At 63.8% G+C, this 22,134-nt stretch carries 32 protein-coding genes and 1 riboswitch; of the genes, 21 read left to right on the top strand and 11 right to left on the bottom strand.

The window, feature by feature from the left end:
• Nucleotides 1–9: 9 nt before the first annotated feature.
• Entirely contained in the window at nucleotides 10–1,347 is a 1,338-nt protein-coding gene (locus X265_RS09885; protein WP_128964651.1) for an ATP-binding protein, read from the top strand.
• Here the strand turns inward: X265_RS09885 and X265_RS09880 are convergent.
• Nucleotides 1,344–1,550: a hypothetical protein gene (locus X265_RS09880; RefSeq protein ID WP_128964650.1), complete on the bottom strand. Its 207-nt coding sequence runs from the start codon at nucleotides 1,548–1,550 to the stop codon at nucleotides 1,344–1,346. The genes X265_RS09885 and X265_RS09880 overlap by 4 nt on opposite strands.
• Before the next feature lie 234 nt (nucleotides 1,551–1,784).
• On the opposite strand from X265_RS09880, the gene X265_RS09875 reads away from it, so the two are divergent.
• From X265_RS09875 to X265_RS09845, 7 genes are all read left to right on the top strand, one after another.
• Nucleotides 1,785–2,327, top strand: a complete 543-nt coding sequence (locus X265_RS09875) for a lytic transglycosylase domain-containing protein (protein WP_128964649.1) — start codon at nucleotides 1,785–1,787, stop codon at nucleotides 2,325–2,327.
• A gap of 52 nt (nucleotides 2,328–2,379) precedes the next feature.
• Nucleotides 2,380–2,508, top strand: a riboswitch (TPP riboswitch).
• Nucleotides 2,496–3,506: an FAD-dependent oxidoreductase gene (locus X265_RS09870; protein ID WP_128964648.1), complete on the top strand. Its 1,011-nt coding sequence runs from the start codon at nucleotides 2,496–2,498 to the stop codon at nucleotides 3,504–3,506. (Overlaps the previous riboswitch by 13 nt.)
• Nucleotides 3,497–3,694 (top strand): sulfur carrier protein ThiS, encoded by a 198-nt coding sequence (gene thiS / locus X265_RS09865; RefSeq protein ID WP_128964647.1) that lies wholly within the window; start codon nucleotides 3,497–3,499, stop codon nucleotides 3,692–3,694. The genes X265_RS09870 and thiS overlap by 10 nt, the downstream gene beginning before the upstream one ends.
• A gap of 154 nt (nucleotides 3,695–3,848) precedes the next feature.
• Complete coding sequence (locus X265_RS09860) at nucleotides 3,849–4,631, top strand: thiazole synthase (RefSeq protein WP_128964646.1); 783 nt, start codon at nucleotides 3,849–3,851, stop codon at nucleotides 4,629–4,631.
• Entirely contained in the window at nucleotides 4,618–5,223 is a 606-nt protein-coding gene (locus X265_RS09855) for a thiamine phosphate synthase (RefSeq protein ID WP_128964645.1), read from the top strand. Before X265_RS09860 ends, X265_RS09855 begins: the two co-directional genes overlap by 14 nt.
• A 201-nt stretch (nucleotides 5,224–5,424) precedes the next feature.
• On the top strand, nucleotides 5,425–7,323 hold the full coding sequence (gene thiC, locus X265_RS09850) for a phosphomethylpyrimidine synthase ThiC (protein WP_128964644.1): 1,899 nt from the start codon (nucleotides 5,425–5,427) through the stop codon (nucleotides 7,321–7,323).
• A 294-nt stretch (nucleotides 7,324–7,617) separates the two neighbouring features.
• Complete coding sequence (locus tag X265_RS09845; protein WP_128964643.1) at nucleotides 7,618–8,535, top strand: hypothetical protein; 918 nt, start codon at nucleotides 7,618–7,620, stop codon at nucleotides 8,533–8,535.
• Between the two features lie 130 nt (nucleotides 8,536–8,665).
• On the opposite strand, the gene X265_RS09840 is transcribed toward X265_RS09845, so the two are convergent.
• Together X265_RS09840 and X265_RS09835 are read right to left on the bottom strand one after the other, a co-directional pair.
• The gene (locus X265_RS09840) at nucleotides 8,666–9,211 is read right to left on the bottom strand and encodes an HD domain-containing protein (RefSeq protein WP_128964642.1); all 546 of its coding nucleotides are present in this window, start codon (nucleotides 9,209–9,211) and stop codon (nucleotides 8,666–8,668) included.
• Nucleotides 9,212–9,236: 25 nt separating this feature from the next.
• Nucleotides 9,237–9,728 (bottom strand): DUF4262 domain-containing protein, encoded by a 492-nt coding sequence (locus tag X265_RS09835; RefSeq protein WP_128964641.1) that lies wholly within the window; start codon nucleotides 9,726–9,728, stop codon nucleotides 9,237–9,239.
• Between the two features lie 97 nt (nucleotides 9,729–9,825).
• On the opposite strand from X265_RS09835, the gene X265_RS09830 reads away from it, so the two are divergent.
• Both X265_RS09830 and X265_RS09825 read left to right on the top strand, forming a co-directional pair.
• On the top strand, nucleotides 9,826–10,347 hold the full coding sequence (locus X265_RS09830; RefSeq protein ID WP_128964640.1) for a mismatch-specific DNA-glycosylase: 522 nt from the start codon (nucleotides 9,826–9,828) through the stop codon (nucleotides 10,345–10,347).
• Nucleotides 10,348–10,372: 25 nt separating this feature from the next.
• Nucleotides 10,373–10,789, top strand: a complete 417-nt coding sequence (locus tag X265_RS09825) for a hypothetical protein (protein ID WP_128964639.1) — start codon at nucleotides 10,373–10,375, stop codon at nucleotides 10,787–10,789.
• Between the two features lie 115 nt (nucleotides 10,790–10,904).
• Here the strand turns inward: X265_RS09825 and X265_RS09820 are convergent, their stop codons facing one another.
• Entirely contained in the window at nucleotides 10,905–11,633 is a 729-nt protein-coding gene (locus X265_RS09820; protein ID WP_128964638.1) for an SDR family oxidoreductase, read from the bottom strand.
• Nucleotides 11,634–11,802: 169 nt separating this feature from the next.
• Between X265_RS09820 and X265_RS09815 the strand changes: the two genes are divergently transcribed.
• Nucleotides 11,803–12,195 carry a hypothetical protein gene (locus tag X265_RS09815; RefSeq protein WP_128964637.1) on the top strand — a complete coding sequence of 131 codons (393 nt, stop codon included), beginning with the start codon at nucleotides 11,803–11,805 and terminating at the stop codon, nucleotides 12,193–12,195.
• Nucleotides 12,196–12,349: 154 nt separating this feature from the next.
• On the opposite strand, the gene X265_RS09810 is transcribed toward X265_RS09815, so the two are convergent.
• Nucleotides 12,350–12,784, bottom strand: a complete 435-nt coding sequence (locus tag X265_RS09810; RefSeq protein WP_128964636.1) for a hypothetical protein — start codon at nucleotides 12,782–12,784, stop codon at nucleotides 12,350–12,352.
• A 227-nt stretch (nucleotides 12,785–13,011) separates the two neighbouring features.
• Between X265_RS09810 and X265_RS09805 the strand changes: the two genes are divergently transcribed.
• The 4 genes from X265_RS09805 (at nucleotide 13,012) to X265_RS09790 (ending at nucleotide 14,802) form a co-directional block, all read left to right on the top strand.
• A complete protein-coding gene (locus X265_RS09805) occupies nucleotides 13,012–13,266 on the top strand; it encodes a hypothetical protein (RefSeq protein ID WP_128964635.1) in 255 nt (84 codons plus the stop codon).
• A gap of 91 nt (nucleotides 13,267–13,357) precedes the next feature.
• On the top strand, nucleotides 13,358–13,618 hold the full coding sequence (locus tag X265_RS40365) for a hypothetical protein (RefSeq protein ID WP_164938494.1): 261 nt from the start codon (nucleotides 13,358–13,360) through the stop codon (nucleotides 13,616–13,618).
• 208 nt (nucleotides 13,619–13,826) lie between these two features.
• Nucleotides 13,827–14,078 (top strand): hypothetical protein, encoded by a 252-nt coding sequence (locus X265_RS09795; RefSeq protein ID WP_128964634.1) that lies wholly within the window; start codon nucleotides 13,827–13,829, stop codon nucleotides 14,076–14,078.
• A gap of 91 nt (nucleotides 14,079–14,169) precedes the next feature.
• Entirely contained in the window at nucleotides 14,170–14,802 is a 633-nt protein-coding gene (locus tag X265_RS09790; protein ID WP_128964633.1) for a hypothetical protein, read from the top strand.
• A gap of 6 nt (nucleotides 14,803–14,808) precedes the next feature.
• On the opposite strand, the gene X265_RS09785 is transcribed toward X265_RS09790, so the two are convergent.
• A complete protein-coding gene (locus X265_RS09785; protein WP_128964632.1) occupies nucleotides 14,809–15,294 on the bottom strand; it encodes a J domain-containing protein in 486 nt (161 codons plus the stop codon).
• Between the two features lie 111 nt (nucleotides 15,295–15,405).
• On the opposite strand from X265_RS09785, the gene X265_RS09780 reads away from it, so the two are divergent.
• Both X265_RS09780 and X265_RS09775 read left to right on the top strand, forming a co-directional pair.
• Entirely contained in the window at nucleotides 15,406–16,173 is a 768-nt protein-coding gene (locus tag X265_RS09780; RefSeq protein WP_128964631.1) for an SDR family NAD(P)-dependent oxidoreductase, read from the top strand.
• Between the two features lie 197 nt (nucleotides 16,174–16,370).
• Entirely contained in the window at nucleotides 16,371–16,619 is a 249-nt protein-coding gene (locus X265_RS09775) for a helix-turn-helix domain-containing protein (RefSeq protein WP_128964630.1), read from the top strand.
• On the opposite strand, the gene X265_RS09770 is transcribed toward X265_RS09775, so the two are convergent.
• Entirely contained in the window at nucleotides 16,616–16,891 is a 276-nt protein-coding gene (locus X265_RS09770; RefSeq protein ID WP_128964629.1) for a hypothetical protein, read from the bottom strand. The genes X265_RS09775 and X265_RS09770 overlap by 4 nt on opposite strands.
• A gap of 155 nt (nucleotides 16,892–17,046) precedes the next feature.
• On the opposite strand from X265_RS09770, the gene X265_RS09765 reads away from it, so the two are divergent.
• Entirely contained in the window at nucleotides 17,047–17,586 is a 540-nt protein-coding gene (locus X265_RS09765) for a collagen-like domain-containing protein (protein WP_128964628.1), read from the top strand.
• Between the two features lie 5 nt (nucleotides 17,587–17,591).
• Here X265_RS09765 and X265_RS09760 read toward each other — a convergent pair whose 3' ends face one another.
• The 3 genes from X265_RS09760 to X265_RS09750 form a co-directional block, all read right to left on the bottom strand.
• A complete protein-coding gene (locus X265_RS09760; protein ID WP_128964627.1) occupies nucleotides 17,592–17,807 on the bottom strand; it encodes a hypothetical protein in 216 nt (71 codons plus the stop codon).
• 95 nt (nucleotides 17,808–17,902) lie between these two features.
• The gene (locus X265_RS09755) at nucleotides 17,903–18,169 is read right to left on the bottom strand and encodes a DUF2277 domain-containing protein (RefSeq protein ID WP_128964626.1); all 267 of its coding nucleotides are present in this window, start codon (nucleotides 18,167–18,169) and stop codon (nucleotides 17,903–17,905) included.
• Between the two features lie 95 nt (nucleotides 18,170–18,264).
• The gene (locus tag X265_RS09750; RefSeq protein WP_128964625.1) at nucleotides 18,265–18,957 is read right to left on the bottom strand and encodes an ArsR/SmtB family transcription factor; all 693 of its coding nucleotides are present in this window, start codon (nucleotides 18,955–18,957) and stop codon (nucleotides 18,265–18,267) included.
• A 140-nt stretch (nucleotides 18,958–19,097) separates the two neighbouring features.
• Between X265_RS09750 and X265_RS09745 the strand changes: the two genes are divergently transcribed.
• From X265_RS09745 to X265_RS09735, 3 genes are all read left to right on the top strand, one after another.
• Nucleotides 19,098–19,505 (top strand): nuclear transport factor 2 family protein, encoded by a 408-nt coding sequence (locus X265_RS09745; RefSeq protein ID WP_128964624.1) that lies wholly within the window; start codon nucleotides 19,098–19,100, stop codon nucleotides 19,503–19,505.
• 161 nt (nucleotides 19,506–19,666) lie between these two features.
• The gene (locus X265_RS09740; protein WP_128964623.1) at nucleotides 19,667–20,728 is read left to right on the top strand and encodes an alpha/beta fold hydrolase; all 1,062 of its coding nucleotides are present in this window, start codon (nucleotides 19,667–19,669) and stop codon (nucleotides 20,726–20,728) included.
• A gap of 118 nt (nucleotides 20,729–20,846) precedes the next feature.
• Nucleotides 20,847–21,449, top strand: a complete 603-nt coding sequence (locus X265_RS09735; RefSeq protein WP_128964622.1) for an MSMEG_1061 family FMN-dependent PPOX-type flavoprotein — start codon at nucleotides 20,847–20,849, stop codon at nucleotides 21,447–21,449.
• 75 nt (nucleotides 21,450–21,524) lie between these two features.
• On the opposite strand, the gene bfr is transcribed toward X265_RS09735, so the two are convergent.
• Nucleotides 21,525–22,013, bottom strand: coding sequence for a bacterioferritin (gene bfr, locus X265_RS09730; protein WP_024339472.1), 489 nt, complete (start codon nucleotides 22,011–22,013; stop codon nucleotides 21,525–21,527).
• Nucleotides 22,014–22,134 lie beyond the last annotated feature (121 nt).

Genomic DNA, 22,134 nt, shown 5'->3' with positions numbered 1-22,134 from the left:
TTCGGGACGATGAGGTCGTTCGGGTTCTTCCACCTCAAGGGCATCGGCGGGCAGATCGCCGCGCTGGTGCTGGCCTCGACCGTCGCGCTGCATCTCGTCGTCACCACCGCCTTCCTGATGAGCCGGCCCGACCGCGTGGATGCGCCCCCGGATGGGGGCCATCAATTGGCAGACGCCGCACTGCTGCTCGGCTCGGCCAGGCCCGACGACCGGCCGCGCCTTCTCGCGGATCTCGCGCGCGCCTTCCCGAAGCTCGACATCGCGATATCGGCGCCCGGCACGGCAGCGATGGTGGAGGTCAGCGACAGCCAGCACCTGCGCGGGATCCGCCGCCACCTCGGTCGCGGCTACAAGGTGGTGCAACTCGCGAGTGAGGGCGACAGCCATCGCCTCGGCGTGGAATTGCCCGACGGCACCGTGATCGCAGGCCATGTCGAAAACGGGCCGCACCCGTGGTTCTGGGGCGCGCCGTGGCTGATCACGCTGATGACCGCCTTCATCTGCATCACCGTGCTCGGCCTGTGGGCGGCGCGCGCGCTGGCGGCACCCTTGTCGTCCTTTGCCAAGGCGGCCGAGAATTTCAGCCTGGACGGCGAGGCGGAGCCGCTGCCGGAGCGAGGCCCGGAGGAGATCCGCTCGGTCGCCCGCGCGCTCAACCGCATGCACGAACGGATCGCGCGGCTGATGTCGGATCGCACCAAGATGCTGGCGGCGATCAGCCACGATCTGCGCACCCCGATCACGCGGCTGCGCCTGCGCGCCGAATTCATCGAGGACGAGGGCAATCGCAAGCGCATGCTGATCGACCTCGACCAGATGCGCTCGATGCTGGAAAGCGTGCTGTCGCTTTTGCGCAACGACCGCAAAATCGAGGCGGTGACGCTGGTCGATATCGCCTCTACGCTGCAGCTCATCGCCGACCAGTTCGGCGACATGGGCCACGTCGTGCACTATGACGGGCCGCTATCTGCGACCGCCGCCGCGCGCCCCGACGATCTGCATCGCGGCGTCACCAATCTGGTCGAGAACGCCGTGCGCTTCGGCGCCGAGGTGACGATCCGCCTCGACGTATCAGGCACCCATCTCGTCATCGACGTCGAGGACGACGGCCCGGGCATTTCGGATGCGCGCAAGCAGGAGATGCTGGAGCCGTTCGTGCGCGGCGACGACGCCCGCACCATGGACGAGTCCACCGGCTTCGGCCTCGGCCTGTCGATCGCGCGCGCGATCGCCCTCGCCCATGGCGGCGAGCTGTCGCTGCACGACCGCCAGCCGCACGGCCTGATCGTGCGGATGCAATTGCCGGGGTGGCAGCAGCCCAAGCTGGCGAGGCAAGTCGCCGCTTAAGCGGCCAGCGGGATCGCCGCCTCGTCGTAGATCGCGATCGCCTCGAAGCGGTAGCCGCAGGCCGGGCAGCTCCAGAGATAGGACACGCGTCCCTCGCCCGGCTCAATCCAGTCGGGCTGCGCGATCGGCGCCCCGCATTGGGCACACGGATTTTGGGTTGGGATGTCGCCGCTGTGGGTGTTGACCATGGTTGCTTGTGTCATGGCACCTCTCCCGTATCGGAAGGCGCTTCATACGCGCTTTCGCGTCCCTGCGCGAATAGACAGGGCTGCTGTCGCGCGTATCCGCCGTTTTCCGAACTGCTGCGCCGACATTGCGGCGTCACGACGGCTCTGCGCCGCAAAATCGTTAACGGCGGTCTTGCCACATCATCGCCGCGTTCGGCAGGCCTAAACGGCGCCGGGTGCAGGTTCCTCAAGGAACATCCGGGATTTCTGATGAAGATTTTACGCATCGCCGCGCTGGTCGCGGCCGGATTGATGTCGTCGCAGGCCGCCTTCGCGGGGCAGGCGGAATATGCCGAAATGGTCGCGATGCATGCGCGCGCCAACGGCGTGCCGGAAGCGCTGGTGCATCGCGTCATCATGCGCGAGAGCCGCTATCAGCCCGGCCTGATCGGCCATGGCGGCACGATCGGGCTGATGCAGATCAAGCTCGCGACCGCCCGCGGCCTCGGCTACACCGGCGATGCGGCCGGCCTGCGCGACCCCAACACCAACCTCACCTACGCGGTGAAATACCTCGCCGGCGCCTATCACGCCGCCAATGGCGACCACGACCGAGCCGTGCGTTATTTCGCGGGCGGCTATTACTACGTTGCAAAGCAGCAGCGCCAGCAGCAGCAACGGGCGATGCTGCAGGAAGCCAGCAACGAGCCCTGGCTGGAGCCGAACGGCAACCCGCAGCCGATGTTCGGCGCCGCGCCGCATAAAAAGCTGGCCCAGCGCGTCCGCAACGCGCGCGCACAGGCGCCCAAATAGTCCCCTGTTCCAGCCAAACGCGTTGACACAGGCCTCTACTGGCCTACATTAGCACCGTTCCGAGGGGTGCTCCGAGGAGGAGCTGAGATACCGCTAAATGGGCAATAACGCCCAGGACCGCGGTGACCCTTTGAACCTGATCCGGGTCATGCCGGCGAAGGGACAGGGATGTCGCAGACGAGCAAACGGCCGGATTCACCGGTATCCATCATCGGCGCAGGCATTGCGGGCGCGTGGCAGGCGCTGTTGTTCGCACAGGCCGGCCATGCCGTGACGTTACACGAGCGCGGTGACGCCACCATGACCGATGCCACCAGCCACTGGGCCGGCGGCATGCTCGCGCCCTATTGCGAGGCCGAGGTTGCCGAACCCATCATCTCCCGGCTCGGCCTGCGCTCGCTCGATATCTGGCGGCGCGAGCTGCCCGATACGCCCTTCAACGGCTCGCTGGTCGTGGCCCATCCGCGCGAGCGCAACGACTTCGAGCGCTTCGCGCGGATGACCGAGGAGCACCGCCGGCTCGACGCCGCCGGCCTCGCCGAGCTCGAGCCATCGCTGGAAGGGCGTTTCCGCGATGCGCTGTTCTTCCCGAACGAGGGCCATGTCGAGCCGCGCCGCGTGCTGCCCAAGCTGCACGAGCGCATCAGAGCTGCCGGCGGCACCATCAAGTTCAACAGCGACGTCGCCAAGGAGGATCTGGACGGCCTCGTAATCGACTGCCGCGGCCTCTCGGCACGCGACGAGCAGCCCGACTTGCGCGGCGTCAAGGGCGAGATGATCCTGATCGAAACCGGCGAGGTGCAGCTTGCGCGCCCGGTGCGGCTGATCCATCCGCGCTGGCCGCTCTACGTGATCCCGCGCGAGGACAATCTGTTCATGCTGGGTGCGACCTCGATCGAAGCCGAGGACACCGGCGTCAGCGTGCGCTCGGCGCTCGAGCTGTTGGGCGCGGCCTACACCGTGCATCCGGCCTTTGGGGAAGCGCGGATCCTCGAGTTCGGCTCCGGCCTGCGTCCCGCCTTTCCGGACAATCTGCCGCGCATCGGCATCCGCGGCGGCAAGATCAGCATCAACGGTCTCTACCGCCACGGCTTCCTGATCGCCCCCGCGCTGGCCGAGCTGACGCTCAATTACGTCGAACGCGGCCAGATCGACAACGAGGTGATGCAATGCTTGTGATCGTCAACGGCGAGCAGCGCGAGGTGGCTTCAGTCAGCGTCGATGCGCTGCTCTCCGAGCTCGATTACGAAGGCACCCATTTCGCCATCGCGCTCAATTACGACGTCGTGCCGAAGAGCCGCTGGGCCGAGACCCGCCTGAAGGCCGGCGACGAGATCGAGATCATCACGCCGCGGCAGGGAGGGTGATGGTGATGCTCTCACCACAAACTCCGCTGTCATCGCCCGGCTTGACCGGGCGATCCAGTACGCCGCGGCGTCTCGTTTCCAGCCGCGCTGCCGCGGAGTACTGGATCCCCGCTTTCGCGGGGATGACACCGTCATTCAAGGAGACACCTCCCACATGGTGACCTTCTACGGCAAAACCTTTTCCTCCCGCCTCTTGATCGGCAGCGCGCTCTATCCCTCGCCCGCGATCATGCAGTCGGCGATCCGCGCCTCCGGTGCGAACATCGTCACGGTGTCGCTGCGGCGGGAATCCGCCGGCGGCAAGACTGGCGACGCGTTCTGGAAGCTGATCCGCGAGCTCGACGTGTCGGTGCTGCCGAACACCGCCGGCTGCCGCAGCGTGCGCGAGGCCGTGACCACGGCCAAGCTCGCGCGCGAATTGTTCGGCACGACCTGGATCAAGCTGGAAGTGATCGCCGACAACGACACGCTGCAGCCCGACGTCGTCGGCCTGATCGAAGCCGCCGCCATCCTGATCAAGGACGGCTTCGAGGTGTTCCCCTATTGCACCGAGGACCTCTCGGTCGCCAACCGCCTGGTCGACGCCGGCTGCAAGGTGGTGATGCCGTGGGCAGCGCCGATCGGCAGCGCCAAAGGCATCACCAACCGTGACGCCTTGAGGCTGTTGCGCGAGCGGCTGCCCGACATCACGCTGGTGGTCGACGCCGGCCTGGGCGCACCGAGCCACGCGGCCGAAGCGCTCGAGCTCGGCTATGACGCCGTGCTGCTCAACACCGCAATCGCCAAGGCCGCCGATCCCGTCGCGATGGCCAATGCCTTCCGCCTCGGCTGTGAGGCCGGCCGCACCGCATACGAGGCCGGGCTGATGAACGCCCGCGACTTCGCCTCCCCTTCAACCCCTGTCGTTGGGACCCCGTTCTGGCATGCCGTTTCCTGATCGCTTCTATCCCGTCGTCGACAGCATCAAGTGGGTCGAACGCCTCACCAAGCTCGGCGTCGGCACCATCCAGCTGCGCGCCAAGGATCTCGACGACGCGCAGGCGCTGCAGATTGTCACCGACGCGCTGGCGATCACCAGGGGCACGCAAGCCAAGCTGGTCGTGAACGACTACTGGCGCGCGGCCGTCGTCGCCGGCGCGAAATATCTGCATCTCGGCCAGGAGGATCTGGCCGAGGCCGACCTGAAGGCGATCCGCGAGGCCGGCCTCTCGCTCGGCATCTCCACCCATGACGACGCGGAGCTCGCAACCGCGCTCAAGGCCAAGCCGGATTACGTCGCGCTCGGCCCCATCTTCTTCACCACGCTCAAATCGATGCGCTTCGAGCCGCAGGGCATTCTGAAGATCACCGAGTGGAAGAAGCGTATCGGCAACATCCCGCTGGTCGCGATCGGCGGCATCAAGTTCGAGCACGCCGCGGAGATCTTCGCCGCGGGCGCGGATTCGATCGCGGTGGTGTCCGACGTCACACAAAACCCCGATCCCGACGCCCGCGTGCGGCAATGGCTCGGGCTGAAGGAGGCGGCGTGATGCACACGCTCTCTCCAAACACACCCCTGTCATCGCCCGGCTTGACCGGGCGATCCAGTACGCCGCGGCCTCTCGGTTCTAGCCGCACCGCCTCGGAGTACTGGATCCCCGCCCCCCGTGCGCAATTGCGCACTAGGCGGGGATGACAGCTGTAATCGACGCTCGCGCAGCGAAACCAACAGAATTAAACCGGAGGATCCCATGAACATCCGCTCCAACCCCGACAAGACCATCCCCGCCGTCACCACCGGCCCGCTGCCCTCCTCGCGCAAGATCTTCGCATCCCCGGATGCCGCGCCCGATCTGCGCGTGCCGCTGCGCGAGATCATGCTCTCCGAAGGCGCCGGCGAGCCGAACCTGCCGGTGTACGACACCTCCGGCCCCTACACCGACCCCAGCGTCACCATCGACGTCAACGCCGGCCTGCCGCGGGGCCGCAAGCAATGGGTGCTGGAGCGCGGCGGCGTCGAGGAATATGAGGGCCGGCAGATCAAGCCGGAGGACAATGGCAGCGTCTCCACCGACAACGCCGCGCGCGCCTTCTCGGCCTATCACAAGCCGCTGCGCGGCCTCGACGGCCACAAGATCACCCAGCTCGAATTCGCCCGCGCCGGCATCATCACCAAGGAGATGATCTACGTCGCCGCGCGGGAAAATCTCGGGCGCAAGCAGCAACTCGAGCGCGCCGAAGCCGCCCTTGCCGACGGCGAAAGCTTCGGCGCCGCCGTGCCCGCCTTCATCACGCCGGAGTTCGTCCGCGACGAGATCGCGCGCGGCCGCGCCATCATCCCCTCTAACATCAACCATAGCGAACTGGAGCCGATGATCATCGGCCGCAACTTCCTGACCAAGATCAACGCCAATATCGGCAACTCGGCGGTGACCTCCTCGGTCGAGGAAGAGGTCGAGAAGATGGTCTGGGCGATCCGCTGGGGCGCCGACACCGTGATGGACCTCTCCACCGGCCGCAACATCCACACCACGCGCGAATGGATCCTGCGCAACGCGCCCGTGCCGATCGGCACCGTGCCGATCTATCAGGCGCTGGAGAAGTGCAACGGCGATCCCGTCAAGCTGACCTGGGAGCTCTACAAGGACACGCTGATCGAGCAGTGCGAGCAGGGCGTCGACTACTTCACCATCCATGCCGGCGTGCGCCTGCAATACATCCACCTCACCGCCAGCCGCGTCACCGGCATCGTCTCGCGCGGCGGCTCGATCATGGCGAAGTGGTGCCTGGCGCATCACAAGGAGAGCTTCCTCTACACGCATTTCGACGAGATCTGCGACCTCATGCGCAAGTATGACGTCTCGTTCTCGCTCGGCGACGGCCTGCGTCCGGGCTCGATCGCGGATGCCAACGACCGCGCGCAGTTCGCGGAGCTGGAGACGCTCGGCGAGCTCACGAAGATCGCGTGGGACAAGGGCTGCCAGGTCATGATCGAAGGCCCCGGCCACGTGCCGATGCACAAGATCAAGATCAACATGGACAAGCAGCTTAGGGAGTGCGGCGAAGCGCCGTTCTACACGCTTGGACCGCTGACCACCGACATCGCGCCGGGCTATGATCACATCACCTCAGGCATCGGCGCCGCCATGATCGGCTGGTTCGGCTGCGCCATGCTCTGCTACGTCACGCCGAAGGAGCATCTCGGCCTCCCTGACCGCAACGACGTCAAGACCGGCGTCATCACCTACAAGATCGCCGCCCACGCCGCCGACCTCGCCAAGGGCCACCCCGCCGCGCAGCTGCGCGACGACGCCCTCTCCCGCGCCCGGTTCGAATTCCGCTGGACCGACCAGTTCAACCTCGGCCTCGATCCTGATACCGCCAAGAGCTTCCACGACGAGACCCTGCCGAAGGAAGCCCACAAGGTCGCGCATTTCTGCTCGATGTGTGGACCAAAATTCTGCTCGATGAAGATCACCCAGGACGTGCGGGATTACGCGGCGACGCTGAACGATCCGAACAGCGTGGGGATGTCGATGCACGGCACGGCGGAAGACGGCATGGCCAAGATGAGCGCGAAATTCAAGGAGATGGGCGAGAGCTTGTATCTGGATGCGGAGAAGGTGAAGGAGAGCAATAGGGTGCTGTAAGGGGGCGCGCACAAAGATCGGAGCTTGAATGAGCTACTAATGAAGAATGCCGGGCTAACCGCCCGGCTTTCTTTTTGGTCGGAACGATAAGTTCAACCGATGCGCCATCGGATTCCCTCAGTCGACGTTAAGAAGCATTCGACATATATAAGTCGTGGCGGCACCACGCTCTGATACGGCCGTCGAAATCGCGCTTCTAACTCTACTAAGACCGCCATTGAACTGCTCCTTGGGGAATAACCGATGCCAATTCCAATTGTCCTCGAGAAGGGAATATCGCGGCTAGCGAGCCGAATGAAGATTGAAAAGGGTAGATGGTATTTTGGCTTCATCTGCCCACACTGCGGCGCAAACATTTACTCCTTGGACGATCCCACACAGGGTGGAACGAAGGGTCCTGTTGCGATTGGAGAAGCAAAATTCAGCGTGCCTTGTCGATCGTGCGAAACAGATGAAATCTTGTTTGGCACTCACGAGCTGGTACCCCTGCAGGCACACGAAGACCTACTTGGCAGCCCTGCCCTTCCACGCCGAAAACCGTCAGGGAAAGCACGACAGAAGCTATCAAACCGCTATCCAAAGGCAAAAGCCACCTTCGGCATACGTTTCATCGAAGATCAGCCCGAATGCGCAGTTATATTCGCTCGCTGTGTGGTCAAGTGGAGCTACGTAGAAAATGAAACGGCACTCTTGTTGGCTAAAATACTCAAGATCAACACGGAACCGGCCTTGGCGATGTTTCTCGCCATGCAAAGTTCACGCGTTCAGATCGACGTTTTGACGGCCGCGGCTAGGACAGCGCTATCGGCAGACGACTTCAAACTATTCCAAGCGATCATGAATATTCGACGGACGATGGAGGGAGCAAGAAATCATCTTGTTCATGGGCTGATTGGCGGCTCTACAGTCGTCAAGGACGGAGTTCTCTGGACAGACCAAAAAGATTATGTACGCCATACCGCTACCGTCTGGGGTACAGATTACGCGCAGATGCACACCAAGTATCTGGAAGAAGTCTTCGTCTACGAAGCCGATGATTTGGAGACGATCGCTCAAGACCTAGAATGGCTACACCGATTTATTGGCAATCTTTGGGGCTACTTAGATTCTTCTGACGTCGTATGGCGCGCGGAACGATACCACCAGTTGTGTACGGAGCCGCGCGTGCAAGCAGAACTCCAGCGTATGGCGAGGGTCGGGCAGCAATCGTAGCTCGTAGGGTGGGTAGCGTAGCGTAACCCACCACTTGGCACCCACAGCCTCTCCAGACGTGGTGGGTTACGCCTTGCGTCGTCACCGTTGAACGACCGCACTCATGAGCCGCTGACCCACGCTGCTCGACTCAACTCAACGACGCCAACTCGCGCGCAAGATTGTCGCGGGCCTGCCGATCATATGTCGCGGCGAAGCTCGCATCTGGATAGATCACCGGGCGGGTGGCGAACCGGCGCAGCACCGCGGCTCGGCCGGCGCGATAGCCGGCGTCGCCGAATTGGATGAACTCCTGCCGGATGGCGGCGGCATAGTCGTCATAGCGCGACGGCTCCGCGCCCAAAATGCTGAGGTCGATCGAGATCAGGATGGCGCCGAGGCGATCGTCTGCCTCGACGTCATGCGTCTTAGTCAGGCGGATCAGGCGGCCGACTTGGTGGCTGATATCGGCACGCACGTGCCGTTCGGCCAATTGTGCGCTGAGCTCCTCGTTATCCGATCGCGTCGGATCGTACACGATGTCGTGCCACCAGATCGCCTCCGACAGAACCAAGCGCTCGCGCGCCGAGAGACCCTCCACCTGCGCAAGCGCGGCAAGGCAGTCCTCGATATGCGCGAGGTTGTGGTAGTGGCGGCCCGGCGCAGTGTACGCGGCAGCTAATTCTTCGCGGGTCATTATCAGGACGTTTCGCAAGACAACATCAAGAGACTATATTCTTCAACAACGGCTGATCGCGCCTGACGTCGGGCGCGCATTCCGCTTCCCAGGGGAAACGATGGTCAACGTCCTGCCAGACGATTTGGAGGCAGGGGAATGCGAGCCGCGCTTTCCGATAGAACCAGAGCGCAGTACCGAGATAATCCGGATAGGCCCCGAACGGCACCGTCCAGAAGCCGAGCTTGTAGCCGTTCTCCAGCAGGTCCTCCGAGATGTCACCGTCGGCGAATTTGTGCCCCACGGCAGCGCGATCGCGGATAAGGTTGATGATGGCTTGGGCGTTCTGGGCACTCTGGCCGAAGATGATGAGCTCGGGGTGGCCGTAATTCAGGTAGAGGCCGATTGAAAATGCAAACGGCGGATTGCCATCTTGTATACCCGTGATATGGCAGCCGTGATTGCGGACGTTGCGCAAGATGACGTGGTCGGCTTCGTGCTCGGGCTCGGGCTCGGGCCACGCGAACTGGTTCTGCATCGTTCCCCCAACCGGCGTGAGGCGCACGGCGGTCGCACGCCGCTGACAATATCGACGACAGATTCAGGCAAGAAGCAAGTCAATAGTCGCATCGAAGATGTCCAATAGCTTCCACCGCCTCCCCGACCAGCTCCGGCCGCACCTCCGCCTCGTCTTCGTCGGCACCGCCGCCTCGACGCGCTCGGCCGAGCTGGGGCACTACTATGCCCATCCCGGCAACCGCTTCTGGCGCGCGATCCATGAGGCCGGGATCACGCCGCGGCGCTATCAGCCGAGCGAGTTTGCATCGCTGATCGAGCTCGGCATCGGCTTCACCGATCTCTCCAAGTCGGGCGCGGGGATGGATCACCAGATTGCGGCGGAGACGATCGACGTGCCCGGCTTCAGGGCGAAGATGGTGAAATACCGGCCGCGGACGATTGCGTTCACGAGCAAGAAGGCGGCCAGCTTGTTTTATGGCCGGCCGTCGAGCGGGATCGTGCTGGGACGGCAACCAACCGAGAGCGGCTTTCCCCACGTCTTCGTGCTGGCTTCGCCATCGGGAACAGCCTCCGGCAGCTGGACACTGGCGCCGTGGCAGGACCTCGCGCAATGGATCAACAGCGCGTATGATGGCTAGAGCGCATCAAGCAAAACTGGAAATCATGCGGAATTTCGTCATCCTGCTACTCTCCTTCGTCCTCTTCAACACGGGTGTTGTCCAATCGCTGGCACAAAGCCAGCCCACTGCAATGCCGATGCCGGCGAACTATCGCGATTACATCGCGACCTATCTCAGCGAACGCAATCACTACGTAGTGCGCGATGCAAAGATCACGAAGCCTTACGAGCAATGGGGCGGCCTGCTCAGGGGCGGCAGGTTTTCCGTAGTCTGCGTTGCCGTCTTTCGCGACAACCCTCTCGGGATCGTCGTCCAGGACAATTGGGCATTCGAGAACGACGGCGGTCGGGTCAAGCCGGTCGAATTGGGGATGGGCAGCTGCAAGCCGCTCTATCCTTTTCCCGAACTCATGAAGGCCCTGGCACCCGACCCACAGGCCGATAAATTCGCAGTCCCGTAGGGTGGGCAAGGGCGCGTCAGCCCCGTGCCCACGATTTCTCCGTGATGGATAGAGAACGTGGGCACGTCGCGCGAGGACGCGCGCCTTTGCCTACCCTACGAGAGCATGCCTAAAGCTACAGATCGAAATTCGTCGGCATCATCACGACGTCGCGGATGGTCATGCCGCGCGGCCGCGTCAGCATGAACATCACGACTTCGGCGACTTGGCTGGCCTCGAGGAGGCTTCCGGAGTCCCTTGCGTCCTGCAGCTTCTCCGCCGGCCAGTCCGCGAGCAGCGCGGTGACGACAGGGCCGGGCGAGATCGAGCCGACGCGGATGCCGTGCTTGAAGACCTGGCGCCGCACGGTCTGGACGAAGCAGTTGATCGCCCATTTCGACGAGGCATAGACCGGCTCCCATGGCGTCGGGAAATGCGCCGCCAGCGAGCTCGTCACGATGATGTCGCCACTCCCGCGCGCGATCATGTGCGGCAGCACGTCGTGCACGTTCTTCATCACGACGTTGACGTTGAGGTTCAGCATCCGGTCGATCGCGCTGGTGTCGGCATCGACCAGGTCGCCGCCGACATAGCTGCCCGCATTCGCATGCAGGATGTCGAGCTGCCCTGCCGTCTGCAGAATACGCGGCAGCAGCGTTGCGCAGTCTTTGGGATCGAGAAGGTCGACGACCAGCGGGATCGCGGCCTCGCCATGCTTGTGGCTGAGCGCCTGCAGCGCGGCCTCGTCGCGGTCGACAAGCACCACGCGCGCGCCGGCGGCCAGCATCGCTTCAGTGCTCGCCAGCCCGATGCCCGAGGCGGCCCCGGTCACGGCAGCCACCTTGCCTTTCAATTCGTTTCCCATGAGATCACCATTTCAGATCACCATTTCGCTGATGTCAGGCAGTATAACGACGGAAAGCAACGTCGCGCAGGGACTATTGCAAGCGCGTGACGGCAGGGATACGACTTTGAGTGGAACAGCTTCGCGCCGGACATCAACCGGCTCACATCAATTCGAGGAAGCCGCCAATTTGAGCGACGATCTCTCCGGTGTCTGGGACGGCACTTACATCCAGCCTGGCACGGGAATGGTCACGTTTACGGCGACCCTGATCGAGGCCGGCGGTGCGCTGAGCGGCAGCATCAGCGAGCCCTGCTCCAATCCGCACTGCCCGATACGAACCCACAGCGCCTCGATCTCGGGCCATCGCGCCGGCAGCGTCGTGTCCTTCGTCAAACGCTACGAGCCGCCGGGCTACGGCTTCGACACCGTCCAGTACGACGGCATCATCAACGGCGAGGCGACCGAGATCGACGGGCGCTGGCGGCTGCCTGGCGCCTCGGGATCGTTCCTGATGATCCGCTCGGGAAAACGCGCGCAGGCGAGCATGACTGACGACAAGGCCAAGCAGCCGGCACGCTGAGCGCGGGCCTTACGGGCGGGTGCATGCGATTGCGAGCCAACGGGTCCGCGCAAGGCGCGGCCCGATGACAGGCTCCGCGAAGCAATCCAGGAGTTGTTCCGCGGAGGGATTCTGGATTGCTGCGCTCGCAATGACGGTGTTGATGCCGCGCGCCTTACCGCATCGTGATCGCAAGCCCGCTGAGATCCGCGTTCGCCATCAGGCCGACCTGGGTGCCGGTCAGCTCCAGCACCGCGCCCTTCTGGTTGGTCAGCACGATGGCGCGCGCGCCGCGGCCGACGGCAAGGCCCGCACCGGCGGCACCGTAGACGCCGGCGACGTCGGAGGGACGATAGATGTTGGAGACGCGGCCGCGCAGCACGGTCTTGGAGCCGCCGAAGACGAGACCGTAATCGAGCCCGCCGGTCGAGAGGCCATAGGAGCGGCCGTGAAAGTTCAGAACGCCCGAGCCGCCGGAGCCGCCGATGATCCAGCCCGCCTTGTAGATCGTCAGCACCACGGTGCCGTCGTCGGCCCGCGCCGCGGTCGAGAGGCCGGCCAGCGCGGCAAGGACGACGAGCGCGGCACGCAAGGTGGAAGCAATCTTCATGGGGCGTCTCCGAGGGCTATTTTTCAAGGGAGGGAAAACGAATCAGACGCCGCAATTTATCCGATCGAACGCGGCGGCAACATGATGAGGGTACGGGTGCGAGGGGCAAGATGCAGCTCCGCATTCAACTGTCATCGCCCGGCTCGACCGGGCGATCCAGTACGCCGAGACGGCTATGATTGAACCGACAGGCCGCGGCGTACTGGATGCCCCGGTCAAGCCGGGGCATGACAGCGGCGTTCGACGCTGCATGGGTCGCACCCGCACTTTACAACCATGCCATCCTGCTCCTGTTTTGCCCGACGGGTCAACCCAGATTTCCTCCTTTCCGAATTCGAATTTTTGCCAATCGTTTCTACTGTGCATGGGGTTGTTTTCACGATTCCGTTGCTGATGGCCATCGCGGCACCGGCATCGCTGGTGACGTGAGCCTGTGTGTCCTGCGGGGCACGCAAGCAAACCAAGTGGCCGCGCCGGTCTGACATGTCCGTGAAAGCCGGCGCGCCGGCTTGCAAAGGGGCTGTTTTTACCGCACGAATTTTCCGCTCACCCTTCCCCACCAGGAGATATTTCATGCGTCGCGTTCTCGCCCTTTGTGCCGTTGCCGGCATCGCCAGTTCCGTCTTCGCCGTGCCCGCGTCCGCGAAGACAGGCTATTACGTGATCCGCTGGGACAACACGGGGATCTGCCAGGTCTGGAACGAGGACCTGAAGTACAAGCCGTTCCAGTGGGGCGCCTCGACCTACAAGGTCGTCAGCAAGCCGCTCCCGACCTTCACGCAGGCGTCCGACCTGCAGATCAAGATGCGCGCCGAGCACCGCTGCACGCTCTGAGCTGTCACGACGATCCACTGCCGGAGGGCGGGCCTGCGCGAGCAGCCCGCCTTTTTCTTTTGCACCGGCCCACAGGCGCGCTTTGAACCTGATCGGCGCATGGAACTACTCACCCCTTGTCCGGGGCGCACGCTTAAAGAGCGTCCCGCACTCCCCTCCCCGCATTGCCGGGAGGCGCATCACATCTTTCAATTTGAGGAGCTGATCCATGCGTCGTATTTCCATGCTCTGCGCGGCCGCCGGTCTCGCCGCCGCCGCCTTCGTCGCCGCGAGCCCGGCCGAAGCCGGCTATCACCTGATCCGCTGGCACGACAGCGGCGTGTGCCAGATCTGGGACGAGAGCATCCCGACCACACCGTGGCCGGCGGGCTATCACCGCGCCAGCGCCTCGGTGCCGACCTTCCTCGACGCGCTCGCGCTGAAGGACCAGGCGCTGAAGGCCGGTCACTGCAGCTGGTAACAATTCGATCGGCGGACGACAGGGCCGGGCAAGGCTGCGGTGCTAGCATCCTTGCCCGGTCGTTTTTCATTTCGCGGATTGGAGCCGGTCGATGCGCGTGATCACAGCCTCAGCCCTCGCGGCTTCGCTCCTGCTCGCGGTGGCGGCGCAGGCCCAGGCGCCGCAATCCTTCCGCGTGATCTCGCCGATCTTCGGCCAGCTCGTCTCTTTCGCGATGCCGTCGAATTTCACCGTGGTGTTCGAGAACACCAAGGGCGGTCATTACATCCGCGAAGCCGTGCTGAACGGCGAGACGCCCGAGCGCTGGACGCAGATGATCACGATCACCGGCGAGAAGGGCATGGCCTTGACGCCAGGTCACTCGCCGCAAGTTTTTGCGAGCACGATCGCCGCCGGGTTCAAGTCGGCCTGCCCCGACAGTTTCGCGGCGAGGGCTGTGGGCGAGACGACATTCGGCCGCTTCGAGGGCTTCGTCGCGGTGATCGGTTGCGGCCGCATCGACAGCGGCCCGACCCGGCACAGCGAGACGACGCTCCTGATCACGCTCAGGGGCGCGACCGATTATTACACCATCCAATGGGCCGAGCGCGGCCCCGAAAGCGACGAGCCGCCGATCCACGACATCAGCTGGGACGCGCGCCTGCGCGATCTCGGCCCGATCGATCTCTGTCCGATCGTCGCGGGCGAAGATGCGCCCTATCCGAGCTGCGTCGACAAGAGCTGAGCGCCCTCAGGCGTCCTTGTGCGCGCCGGGATGAATCAACACATCGCGCGCGGCGGAGAGGTCGATGAAGGCCTGCGCGCTGCCGCCCTGGTCGGGATGCATCCCCTTGGCGGCGCGGCGATAGGCCTGGTTGATGTCGTCGCAGGTTAGCTGCACCGCGAGCGGCAGGCCCAGCATCTTGCGGGCGCGATCTTCGCTGGACAGCTTCTTCGGCGTCGCATTGCGTCGGCCGAAGCGCGGCGCGGTCAGATCATGGACGACATCGAGGATCACGCCGACGCGGCGCCGGGCGGCCAGCGTGACGCCGTGATCGTCATTGTCCGCGGCCTGGCGGAGGACGGGCAGCGCCTGCTCGGCGGCCTGCCGCAACGTGGCATCCGTGCTCATCCTGACGATTTCGGCCACGAGCCGGCCGGCCTCGGCCCAATCGGCATCAACCGCCGACCGCAGGCGCTCCAGCGCCAGTTTCCAGGATTCAAGTCGTTCCATCATGCGCGCAACGTTTAGCAATGAAGACGAGTATGCCAAGGCGGCCGTTTCCGACCCCTTAATTTCGGGTTAGCCTTTCATGAAACTTAGAAACGAATCCGGAAGGAAACCGTCATGGCATTGCTCGCAAACCACGTCGCCGTCGTCACGGGCGCAGGCTCCGGCATCGGCCGGGCGATCGCCGCCGGCTACGCCCGCGAGGGCGCGCAAGTGGTGCTGCTGGACGTCAATGCCGAGACGGTCGCGGAGGCCGCCGGGGAGATCCGCAAGTCCGGCGGCAAGGCCGAGAGCTTTGCGCTCGACGTGACCAGGCGCGAGGATTGCTTCGCGCTGGCCAAACAGGTGGCCGACAAGGTCGGGCAGGTCTCGATCCTCGTCAACAACGCCGGTATCACCCGCCGCAACGCCTTCACCGCGGAAACGGAAACCGTGGCGAAGGACTGGAACGACATCATCTCGCTGAACCTCAACGGCGTCTTCAACATGACGCAGGCGTTCCTCGCGCCGTTACGCGCAAGCAAGGGCCGGATCGTCAATATCGGCTCGATCCAGTCTTTCGTGCATCTGCGCACGCCGAGCTCGGCGGCGTACACCACGTCAAAACACGGCGTGCTCGGCTTCACCAAAGCGCTCGCGGTCGAGCTCGGCAAGGAGGGCGTGCGCGTCAACGCGATCGGGCCAGGCTTCATCGAGACCAACATCAACGCCAATGTACGCGCCACCAATCCCGCATTGGTGCAGGCCTTCGTCGACCACACTCCGCTCGCGCGCACCGGCAAGCCCGAGGACATCGTGGGCCCCGCGATCTTCCTCGCCTCGGACCTGTCGTCTTACGTCACAGGAACGATCGTGATGGTGGACGGCGGATATCGCACGGTGTGAGCAAGTTAGGCCCGCTTCACGACGCATCTCGTGCCAATCGCGGCAACGCGGCGGCATTCCCAAGGTCAATTCGTGCGCTCGCGCCGAATTAACCTTTCATTAACCAAACCCGCCGACCGTAGATCTACGGCTTGGGGGTCGTTTGTTCTCGATCCGCTTCCAACGATGGAAGCGGGCGTTGATCGGGGAGTGTGTTGATGACCACTGTTCATGTCGCGGCGCCCGAGCGGGGCGCGCAGTTCCTTGCACCCAACGAGATCGTTCCACTGCTGATCGGCGCAACTGTCGGCGAGGTCGAGCGCGAGCTCGTGCTGCAGACCCTCGCACGCTGCGACGGCAACCGCACGCGCGCCTCGCGCGTGCTCGGCCTGTCAGTGCGGACGCTGCGCAACAAGATCAGGCTCTATGCGGCTTCCGGCATCGAGGTGCCGGCCTATCATGACTAGCGCGTGACGGTGCGATCGTTCCGCGCGCTATCTGCGCGGAAGACCATCTGATGAAGCTTGCTGCCGACGAGCACCGACAACGTGATGATCGCGACCCAGGCCGCGGTCAGCGCGATTGCGCGTAGCGCAAAGGCCGTCAGGATCGCCCATGAGGCCTGCGGCTCTTCGGCGTAGCCGACCGGCACGACATCCGGCACGAGCAGATGAGCGAGGCCGATCGCCGCCGCGAGCACGATTGCCGCCAGACAAAAGACTTTCCACGCCGCGCGCATCGGTCGCTCCCCGCAAGGATTGTGGCCGCGACATCAATCACACGGCGCACCCTGTCGCGGATTGATGTTGATCAAGCCCGGCATGATGTGCGGGCGGAATTGCTGCTGTCGCCAAACGCCGCTAAGTAGCTTGCGTGCGCAGAAGGAGCAGCGGCGTGGCAGACGAACAGGGACGGCCGGGACCTCAGGGTCCGCGCGGACGACAGGGCGAGCCGGGACGGCCGGGACCGCAGGGGCATCCCGGCAAGCGCGGCCCGGATGGCGCACGCGGCAAGCCGGGACCGCAGGGCAAGCCAGGTCCGGCCGGAAAGGCTGGCCCGCAGGGTAAGCCTGGCGTGCCGGGCAAGCCAGGGGAAGCAGGTCCGCGGGGAGCAGCGGGACCACAGGGCCCGGCCGGTCCGCAAGGACCCGTTGGTCCGCAGGGACCCGCCGGTCCTCAAGGCCCGCGCGGCGAAGCGGGTCCGCCCGGCCAATTGCCGTCGATCGAGCAGGTGCTGCCGTGGCTCGAGCAGTTGTTCGATGCCTGGGACGAACGCCGCCGCCGGCGTGAGCAGGAGGCCGCCGAACGCGCGGCACTCGAAGCCGCCGTGCACGAGGCCGGCGATGCCTGCTCCGATGAAGGTGGCGAGAGCGACGAAGGCGAAGGCGGCGAGCGCAAGAAGAAGAAAAAGAAGAAGCACGGCCACAAAGACTAGCCGGTCTACTTGGCCTGATCCTCAGGCCCCGGCAACATGCCCATGCGCTCGAATTGCCAGCGCATGGCGCGATACCAGAGATAGCCGACCGCTGTCCCGCAGAAGGCGAGGATCACGACATTCGCGCTCGAGAACGAGCCGCTCCACCACATCATCCACGCGGTCCACAACAGCGTGAAAACGATGGCACCTGCTTTCAGCGGAATAAGGGGGCGGTTCATGGTCCTGCTCCGGGTTGTCAAAACCCCGGCGCACATCATCGCGCATGAGCGCCCCCCGCTTCCGTGAGTCAGGTCACGGTGGAGCTTGCCGCCCTCTAGCCGAAGCGCAGCCGCGAACGCTCCCTTGCCTTCTCCGCCTCGACCTCGCGGTCGCGCGCCGGCGCGTGGGTATGCAGCGAGGTCAGCAGCCGCCGAGCTGCCTCCGAGACCTCAGCCACCGCGCGCTCGAATGCGGCCTCGTTGGCCTGCGACGGCTTGTTGAAGCCGGAGAGCTTTCGCACGAACTGGAGCGCGCTGGCATGAATCTCGTCTTCGGTCGCCGGCGGCTCGAAATTGAACAGCGTCTTGATGTTGCGGCACATAGTTCCTCCTGGAAGGCGATCCTGCTCAAGGACGATCGGCGGCCGCCGAATGCTACATGCGGGATCTGCCAGTGTCACCGTCATCCGGCGCGGCTTCAGAACGGAATTGAAACGCCGAGCCGTTCGAAGAACGCCCGGCCCCTCGGGGTGAGACGGAGCGCGCGTGGAACGCGGTGCGGCGCCAGCGCATGCGTCGCAATCAGCCGCTTCAGGATCGCATTGGCGAACGGTCCTGCCAGATGCGGCACACGCTCGGTCCAATCGTTGCAGAGCCGCAAAGGTGCATCACGACCCGGCTTGAAGTCGACGGCCTCCGCACGACACCAGGCGAGTCCCTCGTCGGTGATGAAAGCCTCGCGCCCGCGCAGAGCTATCAGCTTCCTGGCCAGCAACCCGTGTCTCAGCGCCACGCCGAGCTGGCCGGCGAGATGGCAATAGCAGGTCCGCGACTGACGGAGCGGCATCGGCACGCCTCGCGCACGTTCCGCATGCTCGGTCCTGGCCGCGACATTAACGAGATTTTCGATCAGCCCCGCGACCTCATCGTCCGCGATCCGGTAGTAGCGGAACCGACCCTGCTGCCACACCGAGAGCAGACGCGCCTCGGTCAGCTTCTGAAGATGCGCGCTGGCGCTTTGCGGCGATACGCCGGCAAGCAGTGCCAGCTCGCCTGCGGGTAGCGCCTTGCCGCCGAACAGAGCACTCACCATGGCCTCGCGCGCGGGATCGCTCAAGGCATCGGTAAGCCGCGAAAACCCCGAGTGTACCGATTGTCTGGCTGCGCCCATCAAAACCTCCCGCCCATGTGGACCTGCCGCCACGTCATCGCATCGTTCCAGAGCCGGACATTTCAGAATTCAATGAAACTTCAAGGCCGCGTTCTTTGCGATCTCCCGAGATACCGTCCCAAATCCAGAGGAGTACAACAATGGTCTACGAAGCCCACCGGAGCGATGCAGAACGCATCTGCAGACTTTGGGATGAAGCCCTCGGCAACAAGGACCTCGAGGCGTCGCTCGCACTTTATGCCGATGACGCATCCATCGAAAGCCCGTTGGTCCAGCATCTCATGAACACTCCCACCGGGATCGTCCAGGGCAGGGACAATCTGCGTGTCTTCATTACGCGCGTGTTCCAGACCAATCCGCCGCAGCGAAAGCGCTTCAAGCAGGGCTTCTTCACCGATGGCCGGATCGTCACCTGGGAATATCCACGCGTCGCTCCCGATGGCGAGCAGATGGAGCTGGTCGAGATCATGGAGATCGACAATGGACTGATCCAGCGTCACAGAGTCTACTGGGGCTGGTATGCGCTTGGTTTGCTCCGGGAGCATTAGGCCGCCAGCCTCGCCGCCTCCAGATATTCCCCTTGCGCGACGCATCAATTGCGAAAAGTTTTGGCTGCGGACAGCACATCGGCACTCGATCATCCGAGTGAGGCTGATAATATCGAGTGCGAAGCGGCCGGATTCCAGCGGCCGCAGCGGGGAGGAAACTCATGAAGTTCTCGAGCGCGCTGCTTGCCGCAGCCTTGCTGTCGTTCTCGATTCCGGCGCTGGCAACCGATTACCCTGCGCCGAAGCAAGGCGACTGGATCGCGAAAGATTTCAAATTCCACACCGGCGAGGTCATGCCGGACCTGAAGCTCCATTACACCACCATCGGTGACCCAAGCGGACAACCGGTGCTGGTGCTGCACGGCACCGGCGGCTCGGGTGCGAGCATGCTGACGCCCGCCTTCGCGGGCGAGATGTTCGGTGCCGGACAGCCGCTCGATGCTTCCAAATATTATATCATCCTTCCCGATGCGATCGGCCATGGCAAATCGTCAAAGCCGTCCGATGGGATGAAGACGAGCTTTCCCAAATACGATTACGACGACATGGTCGAGGCTCAGCATCGTCTCGTGACTGAAGGACTCGGCATCAAGCACCTGCGCCTCGTGATCGGCAACTCCATGGGCGGCATGCAGACCTGGCTGTGGGGCGAGAAATATCCCAAGGACATGGACGCGCTGGTGCCGATGGCCTCACAGCCGACCGAGATGGCATCGCGCAACTGGATGATGCGGCGGATCATGCTCGACACCATCCGCAACGATCCCGACTACAATGGCGGCAATTACACCAGCCAGCCGCGCATGATGAAATACGCCATCACGGCCTATGGCATCGCCAGCATCGGCGGCACGCTCGCTTATCAGCAGCAGGCGCCGACCGCGGCTAAGGCCGACAAGATCGTCGACGAACGGCTGGGGACGCCGATCACGGCGGACGCCAACGACTACGTCTACCAGTGGGAGTCCTCGCACGACTACAACGCCGGCGACAAATTGGAGCAGATCGAGGCAACGCTGCTGCTGATCAATTCCGCCGATGATGAGCGCAATCCGCCGGAAACCGGCATCACGGACGCGGCAATGAAGCGGGTCAAGAACGGCAAACTGTATCTCATCCCTGCAAGCACCGAGACGCGCGGCCACGGCACCACCGGGAATGCGAAGTTCTACAGCGAGCAGGTCCGCCAATTGCTGCAAACCGCGCCGCAGCGCACGATGTAGGCCGGATTCATCGCGCTGCGATCCTCATCAGCTACTTTCGGCACCTGTCTGGCATGGCTTCCATGCTGGAGACCGGCCGATCGGGTACTTTGCCCCAAACCAATACGGAGGTACGCCGTTGACCGACCTTTGCGCTGAAGAGCTCGCCACCATTTATGCAAAGCCGACGGCGCGTGTGATCGCGAAGGCGCGCCCCGCGATCGATGCGCATGCGAGGAAGTTCATCGAGATGTCGCCATTCTGCGTGCTTGCGACGTCAGGCATCGACGGCAGCGTCGACGCCTCACCGCGCGGCGGCAGCGTTGGCTTCGTCCATGTCACCGGCCCTAATCAGTTGCGGATGCCGGACCGTGCCGGCAACAACCGCATCGACAGCTTTCGCAACGTCGTCGAGGGGTCGGGCTTCGTGCACCTGTTGTTCTTCGTGCCTGGGATCGACGAGACACTGCGCGTCGGCGGACGCGGCACGCTTTCGGCCGATCCGGATCTGCTCGCCTCGATGGTGGAGTTCGGCAAGCCTCCGCGCGCGGTGCTGAACGTTGCCGTCAGCGAAGTCTATTTCCACTGCGGCAAAGCGCTGATGCGCTCAAAGCTGTGGTCGCCAGAGAAAGTGCAGCGCTCGGTGATGCCGAGCATCAGCCAAGTCATCCACGACCAGACCAGCCTCGGCGAGCCGGAGAGCCAGGAGATTGTGGAAGAACGCTACAAGGCGCAGCTATAGCTCGCGCCCAAATAAAAATGTCGTCCCGGAAAACCGGGACGACATCGAGGCGTGCTGCTGATGTTGGCGCTGAGCTTAGTGCCCCTCGCCCTCGAGCCCGCCGACATGCTTCTGGGTGTAGAGTTCAAGACCGATCCGGCCGATCAGGTCGAGCTGGGTTTCGAGGAAGTCGATGTGGTGCTCCTCGTCGCTCATCAGCTTCTCGAACAGGTCGCGAGTGACGTAATCCTTGGCGCCGTGGCAATAGGTCGCCGCTTCCTGGTAGAGCGCCCGAGCGCTCATTTCAGCGGCGAGATCGCATTCGATGATCTCCTTGACGTTCTGGCCGATGCGCAGCGGATCGAGCACCTGCATGTTCGGGAAGCCGTCGAGAAACAGGATGCGTGCGGTGAGCTTGTCGGCGTGCTCCATCTCCTCGATGGACTCCTTGCGCCAGACCTTGGCCATGTCGAGGAGGCCCCAATTGTCGAGGAAGCGATAATGCAGCCAGTACTGGTTGATCGCAGTCAGCTCATGACGCAGCGCCTTGTTGAGATAGTCGATGACTTTTGCGTCGCCCTGCATGGTTCACTCCAGCTCTTGCAGTTCAAATGGGCCGTGTCCGATTTTAGAAAGTTTCTAAGTCAGGTCAAATATGGGGGCAACCGGCTACGGGGACGCAGCCGGGGAAAAGCTCAGCCAATGG

It is taken from the genome of Bradyrhizobium guangdongense (assembly GCF_004114975.1).
GTDB lineage: Bacteria > Pseudomonadota > Alphaproteobacteria > Rhizobiales > Xanthobacteraceae > Bradyrhizobium > Bradyrhizobium guangdongense.
Note: the sequence above shows the minus strand (reverse complement) of the source record. Positions and strands in the feature narration are given on the sequence as shown.

Coding starts and splice junctions, on each gene's coding strand:
- X265_RS09885 (WP_128964651.1), top strand. CDS start 10: ATGAGGTCGTTCGGGTTCTTCCACCTCAAGGGCATCGGCGGGCAGATC.
- X265_RS09880 (WP_128964650.1), bottom strand. CDS start 1,550: ATGACACAAGCAACCATGGTCAACACCCACAGCGGCGACATCCCAACC.
- X265_RS09875 (WP_128964649.1), top strand. CDS start 1,785: ATGAAGATTTTACGCATCGCCGCGCTGGTCGCGGCCGGATTGATGTCG.
- X265_RS09870 (WP_128964648.1), top strand. CDS start 2,496: ATGTCGCAGACGAGCAAACGGCCGGATTCACCGGTATCCATCATCGGC.
- thiS (WP_128964647.1), top strand. CDS start 3,497: ATGCTTGTGATCGTCAACGGCGAGCAGCGCGAGGTGGCTTCAGTCAGC.
- X265_RS09860 (WP_128964646.1), top strand. CDS start 3,849: ATGGTGACCTTCTACGGCAAAACCTTTTCCTCCCGCCTCTTGATCGGC.
- X265_RS09855 (WP_128964645.1), top strand. CDS start 4,618: ATGCCGTTTCCTGATCGCTTCTATCCCGTCGTCGACAGCATCAAGTGG.
- thiC (WP_128964644.1), top strand. CDS start 5,425: ATGAACATCCGCTCCAACCCCGACAAGACCATCCCCGCCGTCACCACC.
- X265_RS09845 (WP_128964643.1), top strand. CDS start 7,618: ATGAAGATTGAAAAGGGTAGATGGTATTTTGGCTTCATCTGCCCACAC.
- X265_RS09840 (WP_128964642.1), bottom strand. CDS start 9,211: ATGACCCGCGAAGAATTAGCTGCCGCGTACACTGCGCCGGGCCGCCAC.
- X265_RS09835 (WP_128964641.1), bottom strand. CDS start 9,728: ATGCAGAACCAGTTCGCGTGGCCCGAGCCCGAGCCCGAGCACGAAGCC.
- X265_RS09830 (WP_128964640.1), top strand. CDS start 9,826: ATGTCCAATAGCTTCCACCGCCTCCCCGACCAGCTCCGGCCGCACCTC.
- X265_RS09825 (WP_128964639.1), top strand. CDS start 10,373: ATGCGGAATTTCGTCATCCTGCTACTCTCCTTCGTCCTCTTCAACACG.
- X265_RS09820 (WP_128964638.1), bottom strand. CDS start 11,633: ATGGGAAACGAATTGAAAGGCAAGGTGGCTGCCGTGACCGGGGCCGCC.
- X265_RS09810 (WP_128964636.1), bottom strand. CDS start 12,784: ATGAAGATTGCTTCCACCTTGCGTGCCGCGCTCGTCGTCCTTGCCGCG.
- X265_RS09805 (WP_128964635.1), top strand. CDS start 13,012: ATGACAGCGGCGTTCGACGCTGCATGGGTCGCACCCGCACTTTACAAC.
- X265_RS40365 (WP_164938494.1), top strand. CDS start 13,358: ATGCGTCGCGTTCTCGCCCTTTGTGCCGTTGCCGGCATCGCCAGTTCC.
- X265_RS09795 (WP_128964634.1), top strand. CDS start 13,827: ATGCGTCGTATTTCCATGCTCTGCGCGGCCGCCGGTCTCGCCGCCGCC.
- X265_RS09790 (WP_128964633.1), top strand. CDS start 14,170: ATGCGCGTGATCACAGCCTCAGCCCTCGCGGCTTCGCTCCTGCTCGCG.
- X265_RS09785 (WP_128964632.1), bottom strand. CDS start 15,294: ATGATGGAACGACTTGAATCCTGGAAACTGGCGCTGGAGCGCCTGCGG.
- X265_RS09780 (WP_128964631.1), top strand. CDS start 15,406: ATGGCATTGCTCGCAAACCACGTCGCCGTCGTCACGGGCGCAGGCTCC.
- X265_RS09775 (WP_128964630.1), top strand. CDS start 16,371: ATGACCACTGTTCATGTCGCGGCGCCCGAGCGGGGCGCGCAGTTCCTT.
- X265_RS09770 (WP_128964629.1), bottom strand. CDS start 16,891: ATGCGCGCGGCGTGGAAAGTCTTTTGTCTGGCGGCAATCGTGCTCGCG.
- X265_RS09760 (WP_128964627.1), bottom strand. CDS start 17,807: ATGAACCGCCCCCTTATTCCGCTGAAAGCAGGTGCCATCGTTTTCACG.
- X265_RS09755 (WP_128964626.1), bottom strand. CDS start 18,169: ATGTGCCGCAACATCAAGACGCTGTTCAATTTCGAGCCGCCGGCGACC.
- X265_RS09750 (WP_128964625.1), bottom strand. CDS start 18,957: ATGGGCGCAGCCAGACAATCGGTACACTCGGGGTTTTCGCGGCTTACC.
- X265_RS09745 (WP_128964624.1), top strand. CDS start 19,098: ATGGTCTACGAAGCCCACCGGAGCGATGCAGAACGCATCTGCAGACTT.
- X265_RS09740 (WP_128964623.1), top strand. CDS start 19,667: ATGAAGTTCTCGAGCGCGCTGCTTGCCGCAGCCTTGCTGTCGTTCTCG.
- bfr (WP_024339472.1), bottom strand. CDS start 22,013: ATGCAGGGCGACGCAAAAGTCATCGACTATCTCAACAAGGCGCTGCGT.